This window comes from Marinobacter sp. V032, assembly GCF_052645435.1.
Genome location: NZ_JBQXYE010000001.1, coordinates 872,275 through 897,616 on the forward strand (window position 1 = coordinate 872,275; position 25,342 = coordinate 897,616).

22 protein-coding genes and 1 riboswitch are annotated in these 25,342 nt (G+C 57.6%); of the genes, 16 read left to right on the top strand and 6 right to left on the bottom strand.

The window, feature by feature from the left end; genetic code table 11:
• The first annotated feature begins 352 nt into the window (after window positions 1-352).
• From acnA to ACUN9X_RS04080, 14 genes are all read left to right on the top strand, one after another.
• The gene (gene acnA / locus ACUN9X_RS04015; RefSeq protein WP_445473176.1) at window positions 353-3,103 is read left to right on the top strand and encodes an aconitate hydratase AcnA; all 2,751 of its coding nucleotides are present in this window, start codon (window positions 353-355) and stop codon (window positions 3,101-3,103) included.
• 212 nt (window positions 3,104-3,315) lie between these two features.
• Window positions 3,316-3,861 (top strand): hypothetical protein, encoded by a 546-nt coding sequence (locus ACUN9X_RS04020; protein ID WP_445472256.1) that lies wholly within the window; start codon window positions 3,316-3,318, stop codon window positions 3,859-3,861.
• A gap of 49 nt (window positions 3,862-3,910) precedes the next feature.
• Window positions 3,911-4,225, top strand: coding sequence for a DUF2288 domain-containing protein (locus ACUN9X_RS04025; protein WP_260039076.1), 315 nt, complete (start codon window positions 3,911-3,913; stop codon window positions 4,223-4,225).
• A 46-nt stretch (window positions 4,226-4,271) separates the two neighbouring features.
• Window positions 4,272-4,643 (top strand): PA4575 family protein, encoded by a 372-nt coding sequence (locus ACUN9X_RS04030; RefSeq protein ID WP_260039075.1) that lies wholly within the window; start codon window positions 4,272-4,274, stop codon window positions 4,641-4,643.
• Window positions 4,644-4,700: 57 nt separating this feature from the next.
• Window positions 4,701-5,609: a lysine exporter LysO family protein gene (locus ACUN9X_RS04035; RefSeq protein WP_445472257.1), complete on the top strand. Its 909-nt coding sequence runs from the start codon at window positions 4,701-4,703 to the stop codon at window positions 5,607-5,609.
• 254 nt (window positions 5,610-5,863) lie between these two features.
• Window positions 5,864-6,463, top strand: coding sequence for a transcriptional regulator BetI (gene betI / locus ACUN9X_RS04040; protein WP_445472258.1), 600 nt, complete (start codon window positions 5,864-5,866; stop codon window positions 6,461-6,463).
• A complete protein-coding gene (gene betB, locus ACUN9X_RS04045) occupies window positions 6,460-7,923 on the top strand; it encodes a betaine-aldehyde dehydrogenase (RefSeq protein WP_445472259.1) in 1,464 nt (487 codons plus the stop codon). Before betI ends, betB begins: the two co-directional genes overlap by 4 nt.
• A gap of 73 nt (window positions 7,924-7,996) precedes the next feature.
• Complete coding sequence (gene betA / locus ACUN9X_RS04050) at window positions 7,997-9,664, top strand: choline dehydrogenase (protein WP_445472260.1); 1,668 nt, start codon at window positions 7,997-7,999, stop codon at window positions 9,662-9,664.
• Between the two features lie 97 nt (window positions 9,665-9,761).
• On the top strand, window positions 9,762-10,688 hold the full coding sequence (locus ACUN9X_RS04055; protein ID WP_260039069.1) for a choline ABC transporter substrate-binding protein: 927 nt from the start codon (window positions 9,762-9,764) through the stop codon (window positions 10,686-10,688).
• Between the two features lie 72 nt (window positions 10,689-10,760).
• Window positions 10,761-11,609, top strand: coding sequence for a choline ABC transporter permease subunit (gene choW / locus ACUN9X_RS04060; RefSeq protein WP_260039068.1), 849 nt, complete (start codon window positions 10,761-10,763; stop codon window positions 11,607-11,609).
• Window positions 11,606-12,787 carry a choline ABC transporter ATP-binding protein gene (choV, locus tag ACUN9X_RS04065; protein ID WP_445472261.1) on the top strand — a complete coding sequence of 394 codons (1,182 nt, stop codon included), beginning with the start codon at window positions 11,606-11,608 and terminating at the stop codon, window positions 12,785-12,787. The genes choW and choV overlap by 4 nt, the downstream gene beginning before the upstream one ends.
• Before the next feature lie 183 nt (window positions 12,788-12,970).
• Entirely contained in the window at window positions 12,971-14,128 is a 1,158-nt protein-coding gene (locus tag ACUN9X_RS04070; protein ID WP_445472262.1) for an HDOD domain-containing protein, read from the top strand.
• Window positions 14,129-14,204: 76 nt separating this feature from the next.
• On the top strand, window positions 14,205-17,168 hold the full coding sequence (locus tag ACUN9X_RS04075) for a GAF domain-containing protein (RefSeq protein ID WP_445472263.1): 2,964 nt from the start codon (window positions 14,205-14,207) through the stop codon (window positions 17,166-17,168).
• Window positions 17,169-17,220: 52 nt separating this feature from the next.
• Window positions 17,221-17,610: a response regulator gene (locus ACUN9X_RS04080; RefSeq protein WP_445472264.1), complete on the top strand. Its 390-nt coding sequence runs from the start codon at window positions 17,221-17,223 to the stop codon at window positions 17,608-17,610.
• A gap of 21 nt (window positions 17,611-17,631) precedes the next feature.
• Here ACUN9X_RS04080 and ACUN9X_RS04085 read toward each other — a convergent pair whose 3' ends face one another.
• From ACUN9X_RS04085 to ACUN9X_RS04105, 5 genes are all read right to left on the bottom strand, one after another.
• Window positions 17,632-18,840: an HD-GYP domain-containing protein gene (locus ACUN9X_RS04085; RefSeq protein ID WP_445472265.1), complete on the bottom strand. Its 1,209-nt coding sequence runs from the start codon at window positions 18,838-18,840 to the stop codon at window positions 17,632-17,634.
• Window positions 18,841-18,985: 145 nt separating this feature from the next.
• A complete protein-coding gene (locus ACUN9X_RS04090) occupies window positions 18,986-19,792 on the bottom strand; it encodes a TatD family hydrolase (RefSeq protein ID WP_445472266.1) in 807 nt (268 codons plus the stop codon).
• 172 nt (window positions 19,793-19,964) lie between these two features.
• The gene (locus tag ACUN9X_RS04095) at window positions 19,965-20,729 is read right to left on the bottom strand and encodes an ABC transporter ATP-binding protein (RefSeq protein ID WP_445472267.1); all 765 of its coding nucleotides are present in this window, start codon (window positions 20,727-20,729) and stop codon (window positions 19,965-19,967) included.
• The gene (locus tag ACUN9X_RS04100; RefSeq protein ID WP_445472268.1) at window positions 20,726-21,796 is read right to left on the bottom strand and encodes a FecCD family ABC transporter permease; all 1,071 of its coding nucleotides are present in this window, start codon (window positions 21,794-21,796) and stop codon (window positions 20,726-20,728) included. The genes ACUN9X_RS04095 and ACUN9X_RS04100 overlap by 4 nt, the downstream gene beginning before the upstream one ends.
• A complete protein-coding gene (locus tag ACUN9X_RS04105; RefSeq protein WP_445472269.1) occupies window positions 21,793-22,809 on the bottom strand; it encodes an ABC transporter substrate-binding protein in 1,017 nt (338 codons plus the stop codon). The genes ACUN9X_RS04100 and ACUN9X_RS04105 overlap by 4 nt, the downstream gene beginning before the upstream one ends.
• Window positions 22,810-22,948: 139 nt before the next feature.
• Window positions 22,949-23,191: riboswitch (cobalamin riboswitch) on the bottom strand.
• Between the two features lie 120 nt (window positions 23,192-23,311).
• On the opposite strand from ACUN9X_RS04105, the gene ACUN9X_RS04110 reads away from it, so the two are divergent.
• Together ACUN9X_RS04110 and ACUN9X_RS04115 are read left to right on the top strand one after the other, a co-directional pair.
• Window positions 23,312-23,593 (top strand): SelT/SelW/SelH family protein, encoded by a 282-nt coding sequence (locus ACUN9X_RS04110; protein WP_445472270.1) that lies wholly within the window; start codon window positions 23,312-23,314, stop codon window positions 23,591-23,593.
• On the top strand, window positions 23,586-24,836 hold the full coding sequence (locus ACUN9X_RS04115) for a methyltransferase (RefSeq protein ID WP_445472271.1): 1,251 nt from the start codon (window positions 23,586-23,588) through the stop codon (window positions 24,834-24,836). The genes ACUN9X_RS04110 and ACUN9X_RS04115 overlap by 8 nt, the downstream gene beginning before the upstream one ends.
• Here ACUN9X_RS04115 and ACUN9X_RS04120 read toward each other — a convergent pair.
• Complete coding sequence (locus ACUN9X_RS04120; protein ID WP_260039053.1) at window positions 24,821-25,306, bottom strand: DUF4124 domain-containing protein; 486 nt, start codon at window positions 25,304-25,306, stop codon at window positions 24,821-24,823. The two genes, ACUN9X_RS04115 and ACUN9X_RS04120, sit on opposite strands and share 16 nt — an antisense overlap.
• Window positions 25,307-25,342 lie beyond the last annotated feature (36 nt).

Here is a 25,342-nt window from a genome sequence, read left to right on the forward strand (position 1 = left end):
TGGAGTCCGGTCATGTTTGAAAGGCAGGCATTGGTCTGGCGGCGATGGCAGCTGCTCTCTCATCTGTTATTAACCTCATAGATAATATGGATTTCACCCTCGCCGCTTTGTGTGTTTTCCTATAAATACAAACATAGCGAATCTCTGGACACGCTTTTCGGCGATGCTGTGACATCGAAGTCATGAGTGAAGGTGTATATTGTAAGCATCGCCTGGTGTTTTTTAGCCGAGTGCGCGCAAGAATTCGGACAGCTTTAAACTTCATGTATCAACAGCGTCATCTGTTTCAGGCTGATAGACCCTCTGATATCCGGGTAGTCAGCGCCACGGATGATGTAAACGGAGGCTGATGATGTCGAAGAAAGACAGTTTTAAAACCCTCAAAACGCTCGATGTGCAGGGCAAAACTTTCCACTATTACAGTCTGCCGGATGCGGAAAAAGCATTGGGTGATCTCTCCCGGTTGCCGTTTTCACTCAAGGTGCTGACCGAAAACCTGTTGCGTAACGAAGACGGTGTTACCGTCACCGAGGACCACCTGCAGGCCATGCAGCAGTGGCTGAAAGACCGTAAATCGGACACCGAAATCCAGTATCGCCCGGCACGGGTTTTGATGCAGGACTTCACCGGTGTGCCCGGTGTGGTCGATCTGGCTGCAATGCGTGACGCTATGGCGGCGGCCGGCGAAGATCCTGCCCGCATCAAACCCTTGTCGGCGGTTGACCTGGTGATTGACCACTCGGTGATGGTGGATCACTTTGGCGATGCGTCGTCGTTTAAAGACAACGTTGCGATTGAAATGGAGCGCAACCAGGAGCGTTACGAGTTCCTTCGCTGGGGGCAGCAGGCGTTCGACAACTTCCGGGTTGTACCGCCGGGCACGGGTATCTGCCACCAGGTGAACCTGGAGTATCTGGGCAAAACCGTGTGGACCAAAGAGGAAGACGGCAAGACGTTTGCCTTCCCGGACACACTGGTGGGCACAGATTCTCACACCACCATGATTAACGGCCTCGGGATTCTGGGCTGGGGTGTAGGCGGTATCGAGGCGGAAGCTGCGATGCTGGGGCAGCCGGTGTCCATGCTGATCCCGGAAGTTGTGGGGTTCAAGATTACCGGCAAGCTGCGTGAGGGTATTACCGCCACCGATCTGGTACTGACCGTGACCCAGATGCTGCGCGAACATGGCGTGGTCGGCAAGTTCGTCGAGTTTTATGGCGATGGCCTCAAGGATATGCCGGTTGCTGACCGGGCAACGATCGCCAATATGTCGCCGGAATACGGGGCGACCTGTGGTTTCTTCCCGGTTGATGACCAGACCCTGAATTACATGCGTCTGACCGGTCGTGACGATGACCAGATCGCCTTGGTAGAAGCGTATAGCAAAGCCCAGGGGCTATGGCGTGAGCCTGGCCATGAACCGCAGTACACGGACACCCTGGCGCTGGATATGGGGGATGTGGTCGCCAGCCTGGCAGGCCCGAAGCGCCCACAGGACCGGGTAGCTCTGAAAGATATGAAATCAGCCTTTGAGCTGATCATGAATACCTCGGACAAAGGCGCGTCGGAAAAAGAACACGACAAGCTCGAGTCGGAAGGTGGGCAGTCTGCGGTCGGAGTGGAAGAGAGTTACGAACACGCGGCCAGTCAGCAAACCGAGTTCGAGGGCAAGAGTTTCCGGCTTGATCCGGGGGCGGTGGTGATCGCTGCCATTACATCCTGCACCAATACCTCCAACCCGAGCGTGATGATGGCGGCAGGCCTGCTGGCGCGCAAGGCGCTGGCAAAAGGGCTGGATACCAAGCCTTGGGTGAAAACCTCGCTGGCGCCAGGTTCCAAGGTGGTCACCGAGTACTTCAAGGCCGGCGGCTTTCAGGAAGACCTCGATAAGCTGGGTTTCAACCTGGTCGGCTACGGCTGCACCACTTGTATCGGTAACTCGGGTCCATTGCCAGAGCCGATTGAAAAGGCTATCGAAAAGGGCGATCTGACTGTTGCGTCGGTATTGTCCGGTAACCGTAACTTTGAAGGCCGCGTGCATCCGCTGGTGAGAACCAATTGGCTGGCGTCGCCGCCGCTCGTTGTCGCCTACGCGCTGGCGGGTAATGTGCGGGTCGACCTGACCAAGGATCCGCTGGGTAAGGATCAGGACGGCAACCCGGTTTACCTCAAGGATATCTGGCCATCGCAGGATGAAATCGCCGAAGCGGTGGAGAAAGTCAAAACCGAGATGTTCCGCACCGAATATGCGGCTGTGTTTGATGGCGATGCCACCTGGCAGGCCATCAAGGTGCCGGAAAGCAAGGTCTATGAGTGGTCGGACAAGTCCACCTATATTCAGCATCCGCCGTTCTTTGAAGGCATGGGACGCGAACCGGACCCGATAGAGGATGTTAAGAATGCCAGCATCCTGGCATTGCTGGGAGACTCGGTGACCACCGACCATATTTCTCCGGCCGGTTCGATCAAGGCAGACAGCCCGGCAGGGCATTACCTGCAGGATCACGGTGTCGAACCCAAGGATTTCAACTCCTATGGTTCGCGCCGGGGTAATCACGAAGTCATGATGCGGGGCACCTTTGCCAACGTGCGCATCAAGAACGAGATGCTGGACGGAGTGGAGGGCGGTTACACCCGCCATATCCCGTCGGGTGAGGAAATGGCGATTTACGATGCCGCCATGAAGTACATCGAGGACGACACGCCGCTGGTGGTGATTGCCGGCAAGGAATACGGCACCGGTTCCAGCCGTGACTGGGCAGCCAAGGGCACGCGTCTGCTGGGCGTCAAGGCGGTAGTGGCCGAGTCCTACGAGCGGATTCACCGTTCCAACCTGATCGGTATGGGTGTGATGCCGCTGCAATTCCCGAAAGGCACGGACCGTAAATCACTGAAGCTGACCGGTGAGGAGACGATCAGTCTGAGTGGTATGGCCGGCGAAACCAAGCCGGGGCAGACTATCGAGATGACCGTTACCTATCCGGATGGTAACGAGGAAAAAGTGGACCTTGTCTCGCGGATTGATACTGTCAACGAGGCCGGTTACTTCCTCAACGGCGGGATCCTGCATTATGTATTGCGGGAAATGATCAAGTCCGCTTGATGGCACAGACCGGCCCCGGGCTTTAGCCGGATCGCCGGATTTTAACCGGAAGATACGCGGCCGGATGGGCGTTTTGCTTGTCCGGTCCCGGGAATCATGCGACGCTGAATCCCTGTTCCTCAGCAGAGAACCCGGGGTTCAGCTTTTTTGTATTTGCTTCCGGCCGGGAGTAAATGGACCGCTGACAAGTCAGATAAAAGGAGAGTTCCAAGATGATGAAGCCAATGAGAATCTGGCTTGCAACAGCCGCGCTGGTGATGGTGTCGGGTATCGCACAGGCAGATGCGCCGCTGACCGACGAGCGGGTCGACAAGTTTCTGGATTCGATGACCGAGCTTCAACCTGTCATGGAGCAGGTGGGCCAGCGTTTGGCTTCCCTACCGGAAGACGAGCAACCCCCAAAGCTTGATCCCAAGTCTGCGGACTATGATCCCGAAGAGATGGCCGATGGCATGTCCGACGCCCTGAAAAAGGTAGACGCTTATTCGGATGTTCGCCGGGTAGCTGAAGACAGCGGCTTCGATTCGGTTGAAGAACTGCTCGAAGTGCAGGCGCGGGTGATGATGGGCTTTATGGCGGCCACTCAGGAAGCCATGATGGAAAACCCGAATGTGCCAGAAGAGGCGCGCAAGCAAATGGCGGCTCAGTTTGGCGGTATTGCCGACAAGGTGTCGGACAACGACAAGGCCGTTTTGAAGCGCAATCAGAAGAAGATCATGGAATTCATGCAGGCTCAGCAGCAGAACAGCCCGCAGTAACCACGGTCATCGATAGATTATCAGCAGATATTTATTCACCGGAGACGCAATGCCCGCCGACAAACCGTCCGAAGATACCCGCGCCAGGCTGAATCTGGAAACGGCGCCGATTCGCTGGCGAGAGCTACAGACCTACTTTGCCCGCGGGCAGGTGGTATTTGTATCCGAAGCGCTGGATCTGCTTTCGGTGGGCGAAGCCCTGACGGCAGACAACAAGGCGCAGTTCGAGCAGTGGATGGCGTCAGGCGCTGTCGGTGAGGTACCAGTTGATCGGGCGCAGTCTTGGTATGACGCGGATGCCGAACTCTGGGCCGTAGTGATTGCGCCCTGGGTGCTGATACAGGACCGGAACACGCGCAATTGATCGTAACGGACCGGTGATGTTCCCGGTCTGATTTTTAGGGTTAGCGATGAAGCTGCATTACTTTAACGGCAAGTCCCCCTTGCGAGCGCTGGTGCTCCAGCGCGACGGACGCCGTATTGAGCTTCATGTTAAACCGGTCGGTGAAGACACCTGGGCACTGGTAGCGCTGAGCGGGCCAGACAATGGTCAGCCGGAATGGCACAAGTGCCAGGGGCCCTATCGCAGTGCCTCCCAGGCCGAATCCGCCTTGCGTGGAGTGGCCGGTTCGTTGCTCGCCAAGAGTTACGATCCGGCGCCGTCACTTCACGTGGTCTGGACGGTGTCCGCTCAACGCCATGCTCGCACCATTCGACGTGACCGGGATGCGAGTGAAGGGCATTACATTTTTGATCCTGAACAACACGAACCGCTCTGGTAAACTGCTCCCCCTTCTGAATCCTGCCTAATAATTTACTTGCTAATCACAAGGATCTTCATGCTTGCCGGCGCGTTACTTATTCTTGTTCCCCTGTTTATCGGTTTCGCTTTTCACCTGACTAACCGGCGATTGCTGGGCTGGATCAATCAGTGTGTGGAAGGGCTGGTCTATCTGATATTGGGATTGCTGGGGATCAGTTTGGGGCAGCTTGACGGGCTGGCGGATCAACTGTCACGGATGACCGGGCAGGTGTTCATTCTGGTCGGGGCCTTGTTCGTTGCCAATATGCTGAGCCTGTGGCTATGGCAGCGCTGGCAGCCGATGACCCTGGAAGACGATGACAGCGCCGAAGGCCCGATGAGTTACCAGCGGCTGTTTCTGGGGGCGGCCAAACCGCTGGGGGCGGTGTTTGTCGGTATGGCGCTGGGGTATCTGGTGTTGCCGGTGCTGACCTGGGTGGAAGATCTGGCCAGTGCTGCGCTGATGCTGTTGCTGTTTCTGATCGGTTTGCAGCTGCGCAATGCCGGGTTGTCGTTGCGCCGACTGCTGATGAACCGTCAGGGGCTTGGTGTGGCCTGCTCGCTGATTGTCAGCTCACTACTGGCGGGATTGGCGATTGCACCCTGGTTCGATCTGCCGTTGATGGACACCCTAGCGCTGGCCTCCGGTTTCGGCTGGTACTCCCTGTCCGGCATTGTGATTGGCGACGCATTGGGGCCTGCCTGGGGCGGTGTCGCATTCCTCAACGATGTACTGAGGGAGATCATCGCGCTGGCGCTGATTCCGGTGATTATCAAAGCCCGCCCGGCCATGGCGATTGGTTATGGCGGTGCTACCGCCATGGATTTCACTCTACCGATTATCCGGCGCAGCGGTGGATTGGCCTGTGTGCCTGTCGCGCTGGCGTCCGGTTTTATCCTTTCCTTTATCTCGCCAGTCCTGATGGCATTTTTTCTCGCGGGCTGAGTGACAGGCTCGTCCGCCGGGCCTTTATAGTTTGATGTCAATTTAATTTAAGGGCTGGCTGCGCTGGCCCTGATCCCTTCTTTATGTCTGAATTCCCTCGATTTTCCTGAACTCTGTCGATTTAAAGCCTTTTTTGCCTAACCTGACCGGCGCCCTGTCACGTTTGATATTTAGAGAACGAACCATTACGCTAGATTTATTGAATGAACGTTCAATCAATTGAATAACCATTCAGAACTATTCGAGAGGACGACATGGCCAGGCTGGATGTGGAAACAATCCGGCGTCAGCAATTGATTGACGCCACGCTGAAGGTAATCGAGGACAACGGCTTTCAAGGAGCGACGATCGGCAAGATTGCTCATGTGTCGGGTATGTCGGTCGGGATTGTAAGTCATTACTTCGGCGGCAAGCAGGGGCTGCTGGAAGCCACCATGCGACATCTGCTGGCCACCTTGTGTAGTGATGTGCAACAGCGGATGACCGAACGTCCGGATACGCCACGTGAACGTCTGATGGCGATTGTTGATGCCAACTTTTCCGGCGTCCAGACGGATCCGCAGTCGGCCAAGACCTGGCTCGCGTTCTGGACCCAGGCCATGCATAACGCCGACCTGATGCGCTTGCAGCGGGTCAACGAGCGCCGCTTGCTGTCCAACCTCAAGTTCTATTTACGCACACTGATGTCGAATCAGCAGGCCCGTGCGACTGCACAGACTGTGGCCGCGCTGATTGACGGTTTCTGGCTTCGCGCTGCCATGAGTGAAGGTCGGATTGAGACCGACGAAGCTGTGAATCTGTGCAAAACCTATATCGATCAAGCCATCCGCGCCAACAACGGAGAGCATTCATGACCTTGCCCTTGTACCTGTCATTTGTGAACGGCCAACCCCTCGCCAATCAATCGGGTGAACGTTTCGACGTGGTCAACCCGGCGACTGGCGCTGTGATCTATCAGGTTGAACAAGCCGACGCATCGGTGATGCAGGCTGCAGTAGCCAGCGCGCAGCAGGGTTTCCGTGAATGGTCCGCACTGACCGGATTGGAGCGTGGCCGGATACTTAACCGTGCCGCTGCGTTGTTGCGGGAGAAGAATGACGAACTGGCGGCAGTAGAAGTGCTGGATACCGGCAAACCCTGGCAGGAAGCCAGCGTGGTGGATGTGGTGACCGGCGCTGACGCCGTGGAGTACTTTGCCGGACAGGCATCCAGCGTCGTAGGCGAAAGCCAGCAGGTGGGGCCTGACTTCTTCTACACCCGCCGTGAGCCGCTGGGCGTCTGTGCCGGTATCGGCGCCTGGAACTATCCGCTGCAGATTGCCTGCTGGAAGTCCGCGCCGGCACTGGCGTGCGGCAACAGCATGATTTTCAAACCATCAGAAGAAACCCCGTTGGGGGCGATCCGGTTGGCGGAGATCTTTATCGAAGCCGGTGTGCCTGCGGGTGTTTTCAACGTGGTCCAGGGTGACTATCGCGTCGGCCAGATGCTGACGGCGGATCCTGCCATCGCCAAGGTGTCGTTTACCGGTGAAGCGGGAACGGGTCGCACCGTTATGGCGGACGCAGCGAAGACGCTCAAGTCGGTGACCATGGAGCTGGGCGGCAAGTCGCCCATGATCATCTTCGATGACACGGATATCGATCAGGCGGTCAGCGCGGCGATGCTGGGCAATTTCTACACCCAGGGCGAAATCTGCACCAACGGTACCCGGGTGTTCGTCCAGCGTGGCATCTACGACGCATTTCTGGAGGCGCTGGTCGAGCGCACCGAAAAGAACATTCTCGCCGGTGATCCGATGAATCCCAAGACCAACCTTGGTGCCCTGATCAGTGCGGATCACCGGAACAAGGTGATGGGGTTTATCGATGCCGGAAAAGCTGAGGGCGCGCGCCTGGTGACCGGGGGCATGCCACTGAAGCCCACGCATTGTGAAGAGGGCTACTTTGTCGCGCCCACCGTGTTTGCCGATTGTACGGACGACATGACGATCGTGCGGGAAGAAATCTTCGGGCCGGTCATGGCTGTGCTGCCATTTGATGATGAAGACGAGGTGATTCGTCGCGCCAACGGTACCGATTATGGGCTTGCGGCCGGCGTATTCAGCCGCGATATCACCCGCGCTCACCGGGTCATCCATCAGATCGAAGCCGGCATTTGCTGGATCAACAGCTTTGGTGCCTCGCCATCGGAAATGCCGGTTGGCGGTTACAAGCTGTCAGGTCTGGGGCGTGAGAATGGACGGGCGGCGCTGGATCACTACACCCAGATCAAATCCGTCTATGTGGGCATGGTGCCGCTTGAAGCGCCGTTTTGAACAACCGGAATTGTGGTGAGTTTCAGTCCCTGAACCGAATGCCGTTTTGCCCGCCCGCGCGGAGGAGAAAGCAGTGAATTTTGATCATGAATTTGACTATGTGGTTGTCGGCACGGGATCGGCCGGTTGTGTACTGGCCAACCGGCTGACCGAAAGCGGCGAGGATCAGGTGCTGGTGCTGGAAGCCGGGCGCAAGGACAACACCTGGAAGATCCACATGCCAGCCGCGCTGATGTTCAATCTGATGGACGACAAGTACAACTGGTACTACCACACTGAACCCCAGAAGTTTCTGAACAACCGTCGCCTGTACTGGCCGCGCGGCAAGGTATGGGGCGGTGGCTCGGCACTGAACGCGATGGTGTATATCCGTGGCCACGCCTACGACTATGACCGCTGGCATGAAGAAGGTGCCAAAGGCTGGCGCTATCAGGATGTGCTGCCGTACTTCCGCAAATCGGAAACCCGCGAAAAGGGCGCTGACGATTACCGCGGCGGCGAAGGCCCGCTCAACGTGCACACCGGTGACGAGCCGAATCCGTTGTTCGAAGCGTTTATTGAGGCCGGCCAGCAGGCGGGTTATCCGTTCACTGAAGACATGAACGGCTACCAGCAGGAAGGCGTCGGCCTGATGGACATGACGATCCGCAAAGGCAAGCGCTGGAGTGCCGCCCAGGCGTATCTGCGCCCTGTGCTGGCCCGCCCGAACCTGACCGCTGAAACCGGTGCCATGACCCATCGTATTCTGTTTGATGGGGATACGGCCGTCGGCGTTGAGTATGTGCAGGATGGGAAAACCGTGCGGGTTGCGGCACGTAAGGAAGTGATCATCAGCGGTGGTGCGATCAATTCGCCGCAATTGCTGATGTTGTCCGGTATTGGCCCCGCAGCCGATCTGGAAGCGCTTGGTATTGAAGTGAAAGTCGATCGCCCCGGCGTTGGCCAGAACCTGCAGGATCATCTTGAGCTGTATGTTCAGCACAAATCAACCCAGCCGGTCACGCTCTACAAGTACACCACCCAGCCGGGCAAAACCCTGGCCGGAATGAAGTGGTTCCTCAATAACGACTGGGGCGCCTGTCGCACCGCGCATCTGGAAGCGGGCGGGTTTATTCGCTCTGCGGCAGGTGTTCGGCACCCGGACATCCAGTTCCACTTCCTGCCATCGCAGGTGATTGACCACGGCAGAAAGGATGCCGAATGCCATGGATTTCAGGTACACGTCGGCCCGATGCGACCGACCAGTCGCGGTTATCTCAAGCTGAAATCCGCCAACCCCGGCGATCATCCGATCATCGAACCCAATCTGCTCAGCACCGAACAGGATCGCAAGGAAATGCGCGACAGCGTCAGGCTGACCCGGGAGATTTTCGAGCAGCCGGCGTTTGCGCCGTTTCGGGGCGAAGAGCTGCGCCCCGGTGCCGGCAAAACTTCGGACGAGGACATTGATGCCTTCGTTCGCGAATACGCCGATAGCGCCTACCACCCGTCGTGTACCTGCAAAATGGGGCGTCCGGATGATCCGATGGCGGTGGTTGATGAGCAGGCACGGGTCTACGGGGTACAGAATTTGCGAGTGGTGGATGCGTCCATCATGCCCAGCGTGGTCAGCGGCAACCTGAATGCGCCCACCATTATGCTGGCCGAGAAGTGTGCTGATCATATCCGCGGCAAAACGCCACTGGCGCCATCGAAAGCCAAAGTATGGGAGCACCCGAGCTGGTGCACTGACCAGCGTTGAAAGAATGTTTTGACCCGTTCCAAAGATTTAGAAGAGCACTTTGCTGGAGAACGAACGTCGCAAGATCGACGTCAATAATCGAAAGGAGAAGAGCACAATGAAGAAACTACTGGTGGCCATGACCGGCCTGATGATCAGCAGCGCAAGTATCGCTGCGAATACCGAGTGCAAGACCGTCCGCTTTGCCGATGTAGGTTGGACGGATATCACTGCAACGACAGCACTGGCATCTGAAGTGCTGGAAGGCATGGGCTACGAGCCGGAGGCCAAAGTGCTGTCGGTTCCGGTAACTTACCGATCACTGAAAAACGGCGATATTGATGTCTTCCTTGGCAACTGGATGCCGACAATGGAAGCCGACGTGCGTCCCTATCTGGAAAGCGGTGATGTTGAAGATGTCCGCACCAACCTTGAAGGCGCCAAGTACACGCTGGCGGTACCCCAGTATGTTTACGATGCCGGTGTCACCAGCTTCGACGATATCGCAAAAAATGCCGACAAGTTCGATGACCGTATCTACGGCATCGAGCCAGGCAACGACGGCAACCGTCTGATTCAGGACATGATCGACAAGGACGCCTTCGGTCTGGGCGATTTCCGGATGGTGGAATCCAGCGAAGCCGGCATGTTGTCGCAAGTGGGGCGTGCAGTGCGTCGTGATAACTGGATTGTCTTCCTGGCATGGGAACCGCATCCGATGAACGCCAACCACGAGCTGGCGTACCTGGACGGCGGCGATGATTTCTTCGGCCCCAACTACGGCGGCGCGACTGTGCACACCAATGTGCGCAAAGGCTATCTCAACGAATGTGAGAATGTTGGTACGTTGCTGAAAAACATGGAGTTCTCGCTGGCAATGGAGAACGAGGTGATGGGTGGCATTCTCAATGATGGCGAAGAGCCCCGTGATGCAGCACATAGCTGGCTCGCCAAGAATCCGGGCGTTCTTGATCAGTGGCTCGAAGGCGTGACCACACTGGATGGCAAGCCTGCACTGCCCGCGGTCAAGGCATCGCTGAAGTAAATCCGGTATCTGACTATCCATTCTCCGACACCGCTCCTTTGATGGGGGCGGTGTCTCAAAAGACTGAAGGCCATGAACTGGATAACCGAACACAAGTTGCCCTTTGGTGAGTTCATCGAAGGGATCGTTGATTTTCTGGTCGACAATGGCTCGGGCTTTTTTGATGCCATATCAGAGAATCTGAGCAGCCTGATCTACGGCCTGACCGACCTGTTGCTCTGGGTACCACCCGGCGTCATGGTGGCGCTGTTTGCCGTTGCGGCCTATTTCCGTCACCGCAGCTGGGGGCTGGCTGTATTCACCCTGATCAGTTTTCTGCTGATCTGGAATCTGGGCTACTGGGAAGACACCATGGCGACCCTGTCGCTGGTGCTATACGCCACACTCCTGTGTGTTGTCATCGGGATTCCGCTGGGGATTTATGCGGCGCATCACCAATGGCTGTACAAGGGGCTGCAACCGGTGCTGGATCTGATGCAGACCATTCCGCCGTTTGTCTATCTCATTCCCACCCTGACCCTGTTTGGGTTGGGCGTGGTGCCGGGGGTTATTTCCACCGTGATTTTTGCGATTGCGGCGCCAGTACGGCTCACCTATCTGGGCATTTCCCAGGTACCGACAGAACTGGTTGAAGCGGGCAAGGCTTTTGGCTGTACCAACCGGCAGTTGTTGTTCCGCATTGAGCTCCCCGCAGCCATGAGCTCCATCGGCGCCGGGATTACCCAGTGCATCATGCTGTCCCTATCGATGGTGGTCATTGCCGCGCTGGTGGGTGCGGACGGACTCGGTGTGCCGGTTGTACGGGCATTGAACACCGTGGATATCGGCAAGGGCTTTGAGGCAGGACTGGCGATTGTCCTGTTGGCCATCTGGATGGATCGGTTCTTCCGTCAGCGCAACGCACAGGGAGCCTCGGTATGATTGAACTGGAAAACGTCAATGTGGTCTTCGGCAAGCAGCCCCAACGGGCGCTGCCGATGATAGAGCAAGGTCTGGACCGGGAAGCCATTCGCGAGCAGACCGGGCTTGTGGTGGGCGTGCAGGGTGCCAACCTGTCGATCAAAAAGGGCGAGATCTGCGTGCTGATGGGCTTGTCCGGCTCCGGTAAGTCGAGCCTGTTGCGCTGCATCAACGGCCTCAACAATGTCACCAGCGGCTCGATTCGTATCCAGCACGATGGCGAGTCGGTTGACTTCACCCAGGCCAGCGAGAAGGTCCAGCGCGATATCCGCACCCGCCGGGTGTCGATGGTATTCCAGAGTTTCGGCCTGATGCCCTGGCTGACGGTCGAAGAGAACGTGGGTTTCGGTCTGGAGTTACAGGGGCTTGGCAAAACCGAGCGTCGTGAAAAAGTAGCCCGTCAGCTCGCTCTGGTTGGCCTGCAGGATTGGGCCAGGTGCCGACCGGACGAGCTGTCAGGCGGCATGCGCCAGCGGGTCGGACTGGCGCGTGCGCTGGCGACAGATTCGGAAATTCTGCTGATGGACGAGCCGTTCTCGGCGCTGGATCCGCTGATCCGCCACCAGCTGCAGGATGAGTTGCTGAGCCTGCAGGAAGAGCTGCAGAAGACGATCGTATTTGTCAGTCATGATCTTGATGAAGCGCTCAAGCTGGGCTCCCACATCGCAATCATGAAAGACGGTCAGATTGTGCAGCACGGCAAGCCTGAATCCATTGTGCTCAAACCCGAAAATGACTACGTCAAAAGCTTTGTGGCCAGCACCAATCCGCTGAATGTTCTGGCTGCCCGTTCCCTGATGTTGCCGATTGGCGATGTGCCGGTGGATGCTGACGGCAACCGCTGCCTGAACAAGCGCTATGACACCTGGCTGCATACGCCTGAGCAGGCGGACAAAGCCGTTGTTACCAGCGGCGGTCAGACGTTTCAGACCCAGACCTGGGAAGAAGGTCAGACCATCGAAAGCCTGGCCAAACAGCCGACCCGGATAGCCCCCGATGCGCCCCTGCGGGAAGCGGTGGAAATTCGCTACTTCACCGGCCACAGTCTGCTGGTGGAAGAAAACGGCGAAATTACCGGTGCCATTGGTGACCGAGAGCTGTACCACGCCATGCTGGGCAAGCATCTGGACGACAGCTGATCCCTCTTCCGGTCTGCCGCCCGGCGGGCCGTGTCAGATCACTTCGGTATCCCTTGCCGGAGTGATCACTTTCCTTCTGACGCTCACCGTATTTTACAAACAGGTCCTGACATATTGGCTATGCTGATGAGGTCGTGATTGCAGCGATACTGCTGCCAGGCTGAAGAATTTCGGGCTCTAGGTATGGACGTTCTGATACTCGAAGATGATTTGATGATGTCGGAGTTGCTGCAGACAATTGTCGCGGGTCTCTACGGCAGTGCTGATCTCAAAGTGGCGGGTGATCTGGCGACGGCGAGAAGTGTCTGGTCGGCCGGTGCCTGTGATCTGGCAATTTGCGACTGGAATCTGCCTGACGGAAGCGGACTTGAATTCGTCCGCTGGGTTCGGCAACACAACAAGACGGTCCCCATTGTTATGGTCACCGCCCGTGCCGATCGCGACAGTGTGCTGGCTGCCGCCCACCACGGGATCAACGGGTTTATTACCAAGCCGTTTGATATCGTAACCGTGCACGATCGGTTGCAGCGCGTTTTACCCGTGGAATTGGCGCAGGCGACCGAGCAGGATTTTGTCACCTCGTTGTCGAAAGCTGCGCACTCGAAACTGCACCTGCCGGTGAGCGCTGATCCCTCTGCGATTCTCGATTTGATGGCCGCCTCTGATGAGATATCGGTATCGGATCTTGCTGCGCGCTGGAAAAGTGAAGTCGGCCTGTCGGCACGCCTGCTGGATATCGCCAACAGCAGTTCCTATCGACGTTCAGGTGAGCCCTGCAATTCGCTGATCGAAGCCATTGCCACCTTGGGCGTGAAAATGAGTCTTAACCAGGCATTGGGAGTGGCTCTGGATATGTCCCACGGGTTGGCCGATGAGCGCCTGCGGAACAGGGCTGATGCCTATATCAACAAAAGCAGGGCACTGGCCCAGTGCGCGCAGGATATGGCGTCACGCGTTGGCGTTGATCCTTCTCGCTGTTACGCGGCTGGCATTCTGTATTGTCTTGGCGAATTGGCGGTTCTGGTGCTGGCCCAGCAACACATCAATGGCGGTGGTTCGGTTGCGGAGGCGGAGCTTGATCAGGCATTGGAGCAGTGGTCTGGCCCATTGGGTAATACACTTAAACTTGAATGGCGCCTGCCACTCGACCTGCGGGAGCTGATCGGCGCGATCCACTCCCTGCCTCATGGCCCCGAGAACAGTGCCCGAGTGATGATGAGGGCGGCCATGTTGATCACCGAGGAACAAGCGGATTCGGAAGAATGTAAAACACTGCTGCGAAGGATTGGCCTGACACCCAAGCCCGAGCCGTTCATGGATATCGGAACCAGCGAAACATGACCAGGACCTGTCACGCCTCGCAGCACTCTGCCTGTCAGCGTTGTGATCGCCGCAGCCGATCACGATGGGAGGCATTATGTTAACGCCACCATCACCTGAAAACGAAATCGAGCGCCTGCGGTCGTTATACGCCACCGGTTTGCTGGATACGGAACCGGATGAGGCGTTTGATCGTCTGACGCGTCTCGCCCAGAGCATCGTGGGCACGAGCATCTGTCTGATTTCACTGGTGGACCGTGAACGGCAGTGGTTCAAGTCTCGCCAGGGGCTGGATGCAGAGCAGACGCCTCGGGAAATTTCGTTCTGCGGTCACGCCATTCTCAGCGACGGCATTCTGGAGGTGCCAGACGCCACACAGGACGCGCGATTTTTCGATAATCCGCTGGTCACAGGCGACCCGAACATTCGGTTCTATGCCGGCGCGCCCCTGCATGGTGATGACGGGTATCGCATTGGCACGCTCTGCGTTATTGACGATAAGCCCCACCAGATGACCCAGTCTCAGCGGTTGGCGCTGCGGGATATTGCCGACTGTATTGAAGAGCAGATCAGAACCCGACAGCAAAAGCGCGCGTATGCGTCACTCCAGTCGCTGACTCGCCTGAGCACCGAAGCCAATGAATCGCCCCAGGCACTGTTGCGCCGTGGATTGGCGCTTGGCTGCGGGTTTCTGGGTATGCCGTTCGGGATTATCAGCCGCATTCGAGGAAACGATTATCAGGTTTTGCTGCAGGTCTCGCCGGAAAATACCCTTGAAGATGGCCAGCATTTTGAACTGGGCGATACCTACTGCAGCGTAACCCTGACCCACGGGCAACTGCTGACAATTGATCATATGGGGCAATCACGTTTCAGCTCTCATCCCTGCTACCGGGCTTTTGCGTTGGAAAGCTATATCGGAACCGCGCTGACCGTTGCCGGCGAGCCATACGGCACGTTGAACTTTTCATCGTCGGACCCGCGCGTACCGGCAGGATTTACCGACGCCGAGCGGGAGTTTATCGAACTGCTGTCGGACTGGGTGAACGAAGTATTGGAGCGCTGGCGCGGTGATGATCTCCTGGCGTGGCAGGAGCAGATGCTGGCGGCCATCACGCGCTCTCAGGCCTTGTTTATACGCGAGCCTGGAGGAGGGAAGGCGTTCAGGGGATTGCTTATGGATATCTTGGCGCTTACCGGCAGCAAGGCCGGGGTGATTGCTGAGGTCCATTCGAGCACTCATCCCAACGATCTTCAGCTGCAAACACTGTATGCCTGTCATGCGGATCTGCCGGCACTGGACCCTGCGCAGGAGAACGAAATCAGTACGGCGCTGAGGGGTGTCTTTTTCGCCAGTGCGGATCAACACAAAGCGCAGGCATTTGTGTCAGATGACGGCAACTCGGATCTCGCGGCGCCTGGGGTCAGGACACTGCTCGGTATTCCTGTGATTCACAAGGGCCGGCTGGTCGCGGTGCTCGGGCTGACGGACCGCCCGGATGGATATGATGAGTCATTGATTGCCGCCTTGGCCCCGATCACCGGCACCCTTGAGCAGTTACTTGATGCCGCCCGGATTCAGGAGCAGCGTCTGGACACCGAGCGGCGATTGCAGTCTGTTATTGAGGGTACGCGAATCGGCACCTGGGAATGGAACATGCTGACCCATGCAGTCGTCATGAATGAGCGCATGCTGGAAATTGTCGGGTATCGATTGGATGAGCTGCCCGCAGACGCCCGGGCGTTTTTGCGCAGCCTGGTGCATCCCGATGACCTGCGGCATTGTGACCGGTTACTGCACCAGCATTTTGCGGGTGAGCTGGACGATTATGACGTGGTGGTGCGTCTCAGACACAAGGCGGGGCATTGGGTCTGGGCCCATGAACGCGGGCGTGTGATGCGCTGGACATTGTCCGGCGAGCCCATGCTGATGGCCGGAACCCGTGCCGATATCACCGAGATGAAAACAGCCGATATTGCGCTTCGGGACAATGAAGCCCGCTACCGCGCGCTGTTTGAGCTGTCGCCCGTTGGTATTGCACTCAATGATTATGAAACCGGCCTCTTTATCGATGTGAATGAGTCCCTGTTGTTGCCTTCAGGGTACTCCCGCGATGAGTTTCTCGGGCTGAGTTACTGGGATACGACGCCTATAGAGTACGAGACTGACGAGCAGCGCCAGCTCGATAGCCTGAACGCTACGGGGCGGTACGGCCCCTACGAAAAGGAATATATTCGCAAGGATGGCACTCGCTATCCTGTGTTGCTGCAAGGCATGTTGCTGGAAGATCTCAGTGGTCGGAAGATGATCTGGTCGATTGTAGAGGATATTACCGAACCCAAGCGGCTGGCACGTATGCAGCAGGAGTTTGTGGCAACCGTCAGCCACGAGTTGAGAACGCCCCTGACAGCAATTGCCGGCGCACTGGGGCTGGTCGACAAAGGTGTTGCCGGTGTTCTGCCCGACAAAGCGCGTGAAATGGTGGCGATTGCCCACAAAAACAGCGCGCGCCTGTCACACCTGATTGATGACCTGCTGGATATGGAAAAACTGATCGCCGGTAAAATGCGTTTTGAACTGCGCAGTTATGACATTATGGCGCTGATTCGGGAAGGTCTGGCCCAGAACAGCAGCTACGCCGATCAGTATGGCGTGCAGGTTGTGATGGCGGGTGAGGCCGACAACGCACGGGTTGCGGTTGACGCCCAACGGTTCCAGCAGGTACTGGCTAACCTGCTGTCCAACGCCATCAAGTTCTCAACGGCGGGGGGCACTGTATCGGTATCAGTCTCACAGCATGAGGACACAGTGAGGATGGATGTCGTCGACACGGGGTCCGGCATACCGGTCGAGTTCCATGACCGTATTTTCAGCAAATTCTCTCAGGCGGACGCCTCGGATACACGCCAGAAAGGCGGTACCGGCCTGGGACTCGCCATCTGCAAGGAGCTGGTCGAGCGGATGGCCGGAACCATCGGATTTGAATCCGAAATGGGACGCGGCTCGGTATTTTATGTGGAATTTCCGCTCGCAAACGCGACACCGGCATTGGATCGCTGATGCAATCAGCGGCGCTATAACGGACGTATAGACATCAGAAATCGGGAGCATTATGAGTGCATTGCAAAGAGTCCTGTACGTTGAAGATGAACCGAGTATTCAGGCCGTAGCCCAGTTGGCGTTGGAAGCTGTGGGTGGTTTCACGGTCAAGGTCTGTTCGTCGGGTGAAGCTGCACTTGAAGAAGCGGTGGGCTTCGGACCGGATATCATTCTGCTCGACGTGATGATGCCGGGCATGGATGGCCCTCAGACCATGCGGGCATTGCGCGAAATTTCCGAACTGGATGACATCCCGATAGTATTCATGACTGCGAAAGTGCAGCCTGCCGAGATTGAGAGTTACCTGAGGATGGGGGTTGCGGATGTGATCGCCAAGCCGTTTGATCCCATGACCCTGTCAGACAAGGTTCGCGAGATCTGGCAGCGGTGCCGGGCCGACTGATTGTCTGCACCATACCGTTTCTCAGGACAGGAAGGGCGCAATATTGAGTTTATAGGTTTCCGGATCAACGGCATGCTTGATGCGATCCTGAACCCCGGGTTTTGCCAGATCCAGCGTTTCCACCGGTATCGGCATACGGAAACGGGTGTGGTAGATCACCCGCAGCACCGGCAGTCGCTGGTCTTCCTCATTACCGGCGACCACCACCCCAAGCCGGCCACTCTCCAGCAGCACCAGAGATCCCACCGGATAGATGCCGATGCAGCGGATAAACAGCCGCACCAGCTTGGGATCAAGGTGATCGCCGCTCCACTCAAGCAGTTTCTTGAGGCCTTGAGTCGGCGTCATACCCTTGTGATAGACGCGATTTGAAGTGATCGCATCGTAGACGTCCGCAATCGCCACCATGCGCCCGTAGATTGAAATGGCATCGCCTTTGAGCCCGACCGGGTAACCACTGCCGTCCATGCGTTCATGATGTTGGGCTGCGGTGATGATCGTGAGTTCGCCGATGCCTTCGGTTGAGGCCAGAATCTGGTGTGAGTGCAGGGCATGGAGCTTCATTACCTCAAACTCCTCCGGGGTCAGGCGTCCCGGTTTATGCAGGATGTCGTCTGGCGTCAGCACCTTGCCAATGTCATGCAGTAGCGCGCCGACAACCGTCTGGTGCAGCACATCGTCGCTATGGCCCATGGATTTGCCGAAGATCGACATCAGCACGCTCAGGTTAACCGAGTGCTGGAGCAGGTAATTATCCTTGTCACGAATCCGTCCCAGGCAGGCCATGGCGTTCTGGTTACGGAACACAGAACCTTGCAGGTTGTCGGCGAGTTCGTGGATCGGCGTCAGGTCAATGGCCTTGCCCAGTTTGACGTCCTGCAGCAATGTGCCGACCAGATCCTGCGCTTCCTGATGAATCCGGATCGCGACGGGAATTTCAGCATCGCGGTCGGTTCGGGGGTTACCAGCCGGAGGGAGCTCGCCGGCTTTCTGTAGCAGGGTCTCGTTGCTACGATCAACCTCTTCAACCGGCTCGCCTTCGCTTGAGTCCTTGCCTTTCTCCGTGTCGATGTAGAGGTGGGTGACACCCAGTTTGTGAATTTTGGCGAGTGTGTCTTCGCTGCGCACGATACCGCGCCGCCGCTGGGTGTTATGCGGAATCCAGTCATTGTTCAGGTCGGCGATGTACATACCGACCTGCAGAGCAGATAGCGGAATACGCTTTATCATAAGCACCTGACAGCAGAGCTGATAAGCCTGAAATATGCCGGCAAAGGGCAGAACCGAGACCACGCCTTTTATACGTTGGCGGCTTAATTACAGCTTAGTCAATGACAGCGGCGGGCCGGAATATTTCTTTCGACCTGCCTTCGGGTCACGCCCTGAAAAATGTACGCAGGCTATTGTGATAGGTATGTTCAAGCACTGATTGCAGCGGTATATCTTTCACTTCGGCCACCTTCTCGGCGACGAAAGGAATATAAAAGGGTGCATTCTCGCGCCCTCGATAGGGGACAGGGGTGAGGAACGGGGAATCGGTTTCCAGCAGCAACTGCTCGATCGGTGTCATGCGGATAATGTCCCGCACGTTCTCGGCTTTGTTGAATGTCGAAATGCCGTTGAAGCCCAGACACCAGCCCTGATCGATCGCATAGCGCGCCAGGCCAGGACCGGATGTGAAGCTGTGAATAACGCCTCGCCGGGTCAGCGTGCTTTCGAATTCCCGCAGGATCTCGATGGTGTCGTCGTCTGCCTCCCGGCTGTGGATGACTACGGGGCGGTCGGTATCACAGGCGATCTGCAGCTGGCGGCGGAAGACATCCCGCTGAATGCCGCGATCTGCGTTGTCATAAAAGTAGTCGAGGCCGATTTCGCCTACTGCCACCATCTTGTCATGGGGTACGTGCTGACGGATTTCTGCCTCAACCGCATCGGAGTAGCTCTCGGCATCATGGGGATGGATGCCCTGTGTGCCATATAGAAAGGGCGCGACCTGCGCCAGTTCACGAACAGTAGCCAGATTTTCCGGCGCCACAGCAATCGTGATAATGCGCTCAATATTGACCCGCTGCGCTTCGGCCAGTGTTTCTTCCAATGGCCGATCCTTGAGGTAATCAAGGTGGCAATGGGTTTCGATGATCGGATGATCAAAGACCGGAATTTCGCGCTTTTTCTTGCTCATACTTTGGCTCACAGGTGCGGCGGCTTAAACCGATACAAAGTGTGGATCAACTGGCCGGGTAGTCTAACATCTTGATGTGCCCCTACCCCAGACCCGATCCGTAGCGGGGCTCTCCGTCATCGCGTTTGCCACAAGCGGTATTGCCTGCAACCGGTGAGACCTGTGGTTGCACTCAGATCGCGTTGCGAAAGCGCATGATGTGGCTGCCATCCAGCGGATCCTCAATGAGGTCTGCCTGCACGCCAAAGGTGGTCTGCAACCGCTCGGTGGTCAGCACCTCGGCGGGCGGGCCATCGGCCACAAGATGCCCGTGATCCATAACGCCGATACGATCACACGCCATGGCCTGATTGAGATCATGCAGGGCGATCACCACAGTGACAGGTAACTGTCGCACCAGTTGGAGAATGGAGAGCTGGTGATGGATATCGAGGTGGTTGGTCGGCTCATCAAGCAACAGGATGTGGGGCTGCTGAGCCAGTGCGCGGGCAATGTGAACACGCTGACGCTCACCGCCGGACAGCGTGTGCCAGAGCCGGTCGGCCATGTGCGCCATATCGACATCATTCAGCGCCCGGGCCACGATGATATCGTCCTGTTCTGACCAGGGGCGAAGGGGAGACAGAAAAGGCGTTCGGCCCAGCCCCACGGCTTGCCGTACATTGAGCCGGTCGGTCGTTTCGGCCTGCTGTTCTACCAGCGCAAGTGTTTGTGCAATATCCCGCTGACGCATGCGTGATATTGGTTGGCCATCTAGCAGCACTTGTCCGGTTCTTGGCTTTCGCAGCCCGGCCAGAAGTTTCAGCAGGGTGGTTTTCCCTGAGCCATTCGGCCCCACCAGACCATAGTTCTGGCCGGGCTCGACTGTAAGACTGACGTTATCAAGCAGTTTTTTGCTCTGTACGGTCCAGTCCAGATGTTCGGCTGTCAGTCTCATCGAGCCCCCGTACCACGGATCAGTATCAGTGCAAACGCCGGTGCGCCGATCAGCGAGGTGATGACACCGATAGGCAGTACCTGCCCGGGCACCAAAACGCGGGACAGCACATCCGAACCAATCAGGAAGACCGCGCCGGCCAGTGCCGAGGCGGGAATCAGACGGGCGTGCTGGCTGCCCACGATAAAGCGCATGGCATGGGGAATGACAAGGCCCACAAAGCCGATAGCACCGACCATTGATACCATCACCGCGGTTACCAGGGCCATGACCCCGATTAGAATGCCCCGCACTGGCCGTACAGCGACTCCCATGGAAGAGGCGCTGTCGACACCGAAGGTGAAAGCATCCAATGCCCGCATGTGCCAGAGGCAGACCAGCAGCCCGCCGACAGCAGCGGGTACCGCAAGCATGACGTCTTCCCAGCGCACACCGGAGAGGCTGCCCAGCAACCAGAACATGATGCCACGGGCCTCCTCTGCATTAGCGGACTTGGTAATGATGAACGCCGTAAGCGCATTGAACAGCTGGGATCCGGCAATGCCGGCGAGGATGATCGCCCCTGCGGTCTGAATACCCCGCCCGCCACCACCCGTGCCGCTGCCGGCCGCGCGGGCAAGCAGCACCACCAGCCCAAAGGCCAGGCAAGCGCCGGCGAAAGCACCTGCGGACAGCGTGACCGCGCCTGCGCCCAGGCCGGCGACGGTTACGGAGACGGCACCGGTTGAGGCGCCGGCGGAGATGCCCATCAGGAAGGGGTCGGCCAGCGGGTTCCGCAGCAACGCCTGCAGCACAACGCCGGCGAGCGCAAGGCCGGTGCCGCAACTGGCAGCGACAATGGCCCGGCTCAGACGGTAACTCCAGACAATGCCGGAATCGATCGGATCAACAGCATAGCCTGCATCCCAGAGCTTGTTCGCCAGTACCTTGAGAATGATGTCAATCGGGATCGACGTTTCACCAATGGCGGTGCCGGCAATCAGGGCAATCACCAGAATAAGCGGCGTCAGCCAGAACCAGCGCAGGATAGGGCGGGTGAAGGCTCCGGCTGCCAGTAGTGGGCTCATGGGGTAAACGTCATGTCCGACAAGGCATCGGCCAGTGACTCAAGACCGAAGATGGTGCGCATTGTGGCACTCATGGCGTGGGCATCCATTTCCACAATACGGCCGGCTTTCACTGCTGTCATCTGACTGGCAACCGGATCCTTACGCAGAAAATCCCGTTTCTTCTGCACGTCATCTGCGGCGTAGCGACGGCGATCCATGTAGGCAATGACAATCAGATCCGGATCAGCCTTGGCGATGGTCTCCCAGCCGACAGTGGGCCACTCCTCATCGGATTCGATAACGTTGCGGATGCCCAGCTTCTCCATCATGTAGCCTGGTGCACCCAGACGGCCGGCGACATAAGGATCGGTCTCGAGATCGGGAGAGGAGAACCAGAAGACAGCGGACAGGTCGTCAGGCAGATCCAGGTTTTCGGCGCGCATTACAGCTTGGGCTTCGCGCGCTTTGAGATCGTTTACCAGCGCTGCGCCTGCTGACTGCACGTCGAAAATGGTGGCCAGCTGGTTAATACCCTTGTAGACAGACGCGGTGGAGAACGCAGCGAGCCGGGTGCCATCGCCGCCGGTGGCGTTATTTTTGGTGTCGCAATCGGCGGGCATGATGTAGGTATTGATGCCGAGATCGTGAAACTGCCGACGCGAGCCTACGCTGCCGGTCGGGCCCACATGCCACTCATACTGAACGGCCACCAGATCGGGCTTTTTGTTTACTATCGCTTCGAAGCTGGGGTCGTTGTCCGCTATCCGCTTGATGCCGGCATTGATCTTACTGAATTGTGGCAGCACCGGGTTAAACCAGACTGATGTGCCTTCAACGGTATCAGCGAGTCCCAGCATGTAGAGCATTTCGGTGGCGGATTGCCCGACGGTGACACTGCGTTCGGGTGCTGACTCAAAACGGAGTTCAACCCCACAATTGGTCAACGAAAGCGGATAATGGGTCGCGGCGAAAGCAGCATGGGGTGCAGGCAGAATCAATAACGCGGCCAGCAGTTGGCGAACGGGATGCATGAGCGTGTCTCCGGATCTACGAGAATTGGACAAGGGGGTCCAGTGGTCCGGAAGCGCCGATTACCAGAGGCGCCGAAGAGTGCACGCCGGAATATGAAACAGGCCTTAACCTTCCTTCCCCCGGGACACCCCGCCCGGCGTTATGAAACTCGTGTCGGCAGGTCTCCTGACTGGCGCATCATCGCAGGCCCGGCCTTCCCGGGATGTGTTTCCCAGTGGCTACGAAGGGGCCTTGCTCATCGCCTACAGTTGCGGGGGCAGTTTCGGTTCGCGGATCGTTGAACGGATAGCTCAACAGGCAGTCTCGCGGCGAATTCCCTATTAGGAGCCTTTTTCAAAGGCTCCCTGGTTCCCGAAGGAAACCGACAGGGCGAGAATATACAGGTTGCCCAATGATGGCAAGGAAGGCGGTAGGCGTCGGGGGTGTCTGGCCAAGGCGCGATAGAGTGCGCGAAAATAGACCCAGTCAGAGGTCACCTATCTCTCATAACGGAGCTGTTTCATGTCGAGCCGGATTGAAATTCACTATTGCACGCAGTGCCGCTGGATGCTCCGTTCTGCCTGGATGGCGCAGGAGCTGCTGAGCACATTTGAAGACGAAATCACCGAATTGACCTTGAAGCCGGGCACCGGTGGCGTTTTTGAAGTCTACGCTGACGGGCAGCGGGTCTGGTCCCGCAAAGAGGCGGGCCGGTTTCCCGAGATCACAGAGCTGAAGCAGGTTGTGCGTGATCTTGTCTCGCCCGAGAGGTCGCTGGGTCACGCGGATCGCAAGGATGCCTGAACTGATTGCAGGCTGCGGTGCAGATGTGCCATCCGATCAGCACTGGCTGGCCTTGAATACCTGGCTTCGGGATCATCGCGTGCTCTGGCAATACGTGCCATTTGCAACGCCGGAACCTGAGTGGTGCCTGGCGTATTCTGCCACGGCCCGACGCCTTGGTGCTTTCGACAGCGCGACCTGTGATTTCTATGAGCAACATCCAGACCAACTGGCGGATCTGCTGAGTGAGGATGTGCCGGCACTGGCGCAAAGGTCGTCCCTGATTCGACTACCCGACCTGTCGGGTGCTGATCTGAGCCTTCCGGAAACCCGAGCAGTGGATATGCCCGGTCGCAAACGTTTGCAGGCGGGTCGGTTTGCCGGGGCGATACAGCCGCTGTCTCACAGGGTTCTGGACTGGTGCTGTGGCAAAGGGCACCTGGCGCGCACCCTGGCTTCGACTGCACCGTCAGGTGTGTGCGGAATGGAGTGGGCATCGTCGCTGGTTCAGCAAGGCAACGCCCTTGCCCGGCGCTATGGTGATGCGGTGACGATACACGGGCAGGACGTGCTCGCGCCTTCGCTTCAGATGCCGGCCGACACTCACGCGGTAGCGCTGCATGCCTGTGGCGACCTTCACAAGCGCCTGTTGACGCGGAGCGTGCAGCAGCGGCTGCCGCGTATCAGCTTCTCCCCTTGTTGTTATCACCTGACCCGGGATACTCGCCATAGCCCGCTGTCACATTTCGTGTCCTCACAGTCTGACCGGCTGGCCTTGAGCACCCGGGAGAGTCGTCTGGCGGTTCAGGAAACGGTGACAGCGCCGGCCAGGGAAACAGTGCAGAGAGAACGTCTGCGAGCCTGGCGGCTGGGGTTTGACGGGTTGCAACGAGCGCTGCGCTCGAGTGATGACTACCTGCCGGTACCAACGTCTCCAACGCATTTGAATCAGGGGGATTTTTCCGGCTTCTGTCGCTGGGCCGCCCAGACTAAAGCGCTCAACTTGCCTGCGCATGTTGATTATCCAAAATGGCAGGCTTACGGCGAGCAGCGACTGCTGCAGGTACGCCAGCACGAGCTGGTGCAGCATCTTTTTAGACGGCCACTCGAGCTCTGGTTGGTGCTGGATTACGTGCTGTACCTGCAGGAGCAGGGGTTTCAGGTGAGATGGGGCACTTTTTGTGAACGGGAGTCGACGCCGCGAAACCTGTTGATTGATGCCTGTTTGAAAATCAACCAAACGGAACGTCAGGGTTTGCGGTAGACCACCTTCTCAACGCAGCCATCCCGAAAGTACACGTAGGTCAATTCGTAGAGCATGCCGTAGTAATCCGTGGAGTACACCCAGGTTTCCTGAGGTGTCGGATAGGTTTCCGGTGGCCGGCCAAAAGCGTCCAGCACGTTGTCCTTGGTCATTCCCTTCACGACTTGTTCACGGATGATATAACGCCGCAGGTCAGTGGAGTTGATGAACTTGCAGGGGCTCGGCGGGTTGGAGCTTGCGGCCCGTTCTTCGGGTTGCGCTTGTTCGGTTGCGGGTTCGGGCTGTGGGGGCAGGTTGCTGTTAAAGCTGCCACCAATTCGGTTGTCCGGAATGGTAATGCGCTCAGCATTTTCTCCGCAGGGGCTGTCGGAATAGCGCACGCCCTCGGGGCCTTCGCATTTATAGACCTGGGCTGATGCGCTTGCGCTTAGCAACAGGATTCCAGCGAACAGAAAGACGTGACGGCGCATATTGACAAGAACCCTTTGAGTAAAAAAAGCCGCCCG

Bases quoted from the DNA above. Each gene is read 5' to 3' on its own strand.
- acnA (WP_445473176.1), top strand. From the start codon at position 353: ATGTCGAAGAAAGACAGTTTTAAAACCCTCAAAACGCTCGATGTGCAG.
- ACUN9X_RS04020 (WP_445472256.1), top strand. From the start codon at position 3,316: ATGATGAAGCCAATGAGAATCTGGCTTGCAACAGCCGCGCTGGTGATG.
- ACUN9X_RS04025 (WP_260039076.1), top strand. From the start codon at position 3,911: ATGCCCGCCGACAAACCGTCCGAAGATACCCGCGCCAGGCTGAATCTG.
- ACUN9X_RS04030 (WP_260039075.1), top strand. From the start codon at position 4,272: ATGAAGCTGCATTACTTTAACGGCAAGTCCCCCTTGCGAGCGCTGGTG.
- ACUN9X_RS04035 (WP_445472257.1), top strand. From the start codon at position 4,701: ATGCTTGCCGGCGCGTTACTTATTCTTGTTCCCCTGTTTATCGGTTTC.
- betI (WP_445472258.1), top strand. From the start codon at position 5,864: ATGGCCAGGCTGGATGTGGAAACAATCCGGCGTCAGCAATTGATTGAC.
- betB (WP_445472259.1), top strand. From the start codon at position 6,460: ATGACCTTGCCCTTGTACCTGTCATTTGTGAACGGCCAACCCCTCGCC.
- ACUN9X_RS04055 (WP_260039069.1), top strand. From the start codon at position 9,762: ATGAAGAAACTACTGGTGGCCATGACCGGCCTGATGATCAGCAGCGCA.
- choW (WP_260039068.1), top strand. From the start codon at position 10,761: ATGAACTGGATAACCGAACACAAGTTGCCCTTTGGTGAGTTCATCGAA.
- choV (WP_445472261.1), top strand. From the start codon at position 11,606: ATGATTGAACTGGAAAACGTCAATGTGGTCTTCGGCAAGCAGCCCCAA.
- ACUN9X_RS04070 (WP_445472262.1), top strand. From the start codon at position 12,971: ATGGACGTTCTGATACTCGAAGATGATTTGATGATGTCGGAGTTGCTG.
- ACUN9X_RS04075 (WP_445472263.1), top strand. From the start codon at position 14,205: ATGTTAACGCCACCATCACCTGAAAACGAAATCGAGCGCCTGCGGTCG.
- ACUN9X_RS04080 (WP_445472264.1), top strand. From the start codon at position 17,221: ATGAGTGCATTGCAAAGAGTCCTGTACGTTGAAGATGAACCGAGTATT.
- ACUN9X_RS04085 (WP_445472265.1), bottom strand. From the start codon at position 18,840: ATGATAAAGCGTATTCCGCTATCTGCTCTGCAGGTCGGTATGTACATC.
- ACUN9X_RS04090 (WP_445472266.1), bottom strand. From the start codon at position 19,792: ATGAGCAAGAAAAAGCGCGAAATTCCGGTCTTTGATCATCCGATCATC.
- ACUN9X_RS04095 (WP_445472267.1), bottom strand. From the start codon at position 20,729: ATGAGACTGACAGCCGAACATCTGGACTGGACCGTACAGAGCAAAAAA.
- ACUN9X_RS04100 (WP_445472268.1), bottom strand. From the start codon at position 21,796: ATGAGCCCACTACTGGCAGCCGGAGCCTTCACCCGCCCTATCCTGCGC.
- ACUN9X_RS04105 (WP_445472269.1), bottom strand. From the start codon at position 22,809: ATGCATCCCGTTCGCCAACTGCTGGCCGCGTTATTGATTCTGCCTGCA.
- ACUN9X_RS04110 (WP_445472270.1), top strand. From the start codon at position 23,312: ATGTCGAGCCGGATTGAAATTCACTATTGCACGCAGTGCCGCTGGATG.
- ACUN9X_RS04115 (WP_445472271.1), top strand. From the start codon at position 23,586: ATGCCTGAACTGATTGCAGGCTGCGGTGCAGATGTGCCATCCGATCAG.
- ACUN9X_RS04120 (WP_260039053.1), bottom strand. From the start codon at position 25,306: ATGCGCCGTCACGTCTTTCTGTTCGCTGGAATCCTGTTGCTAAGCGCA.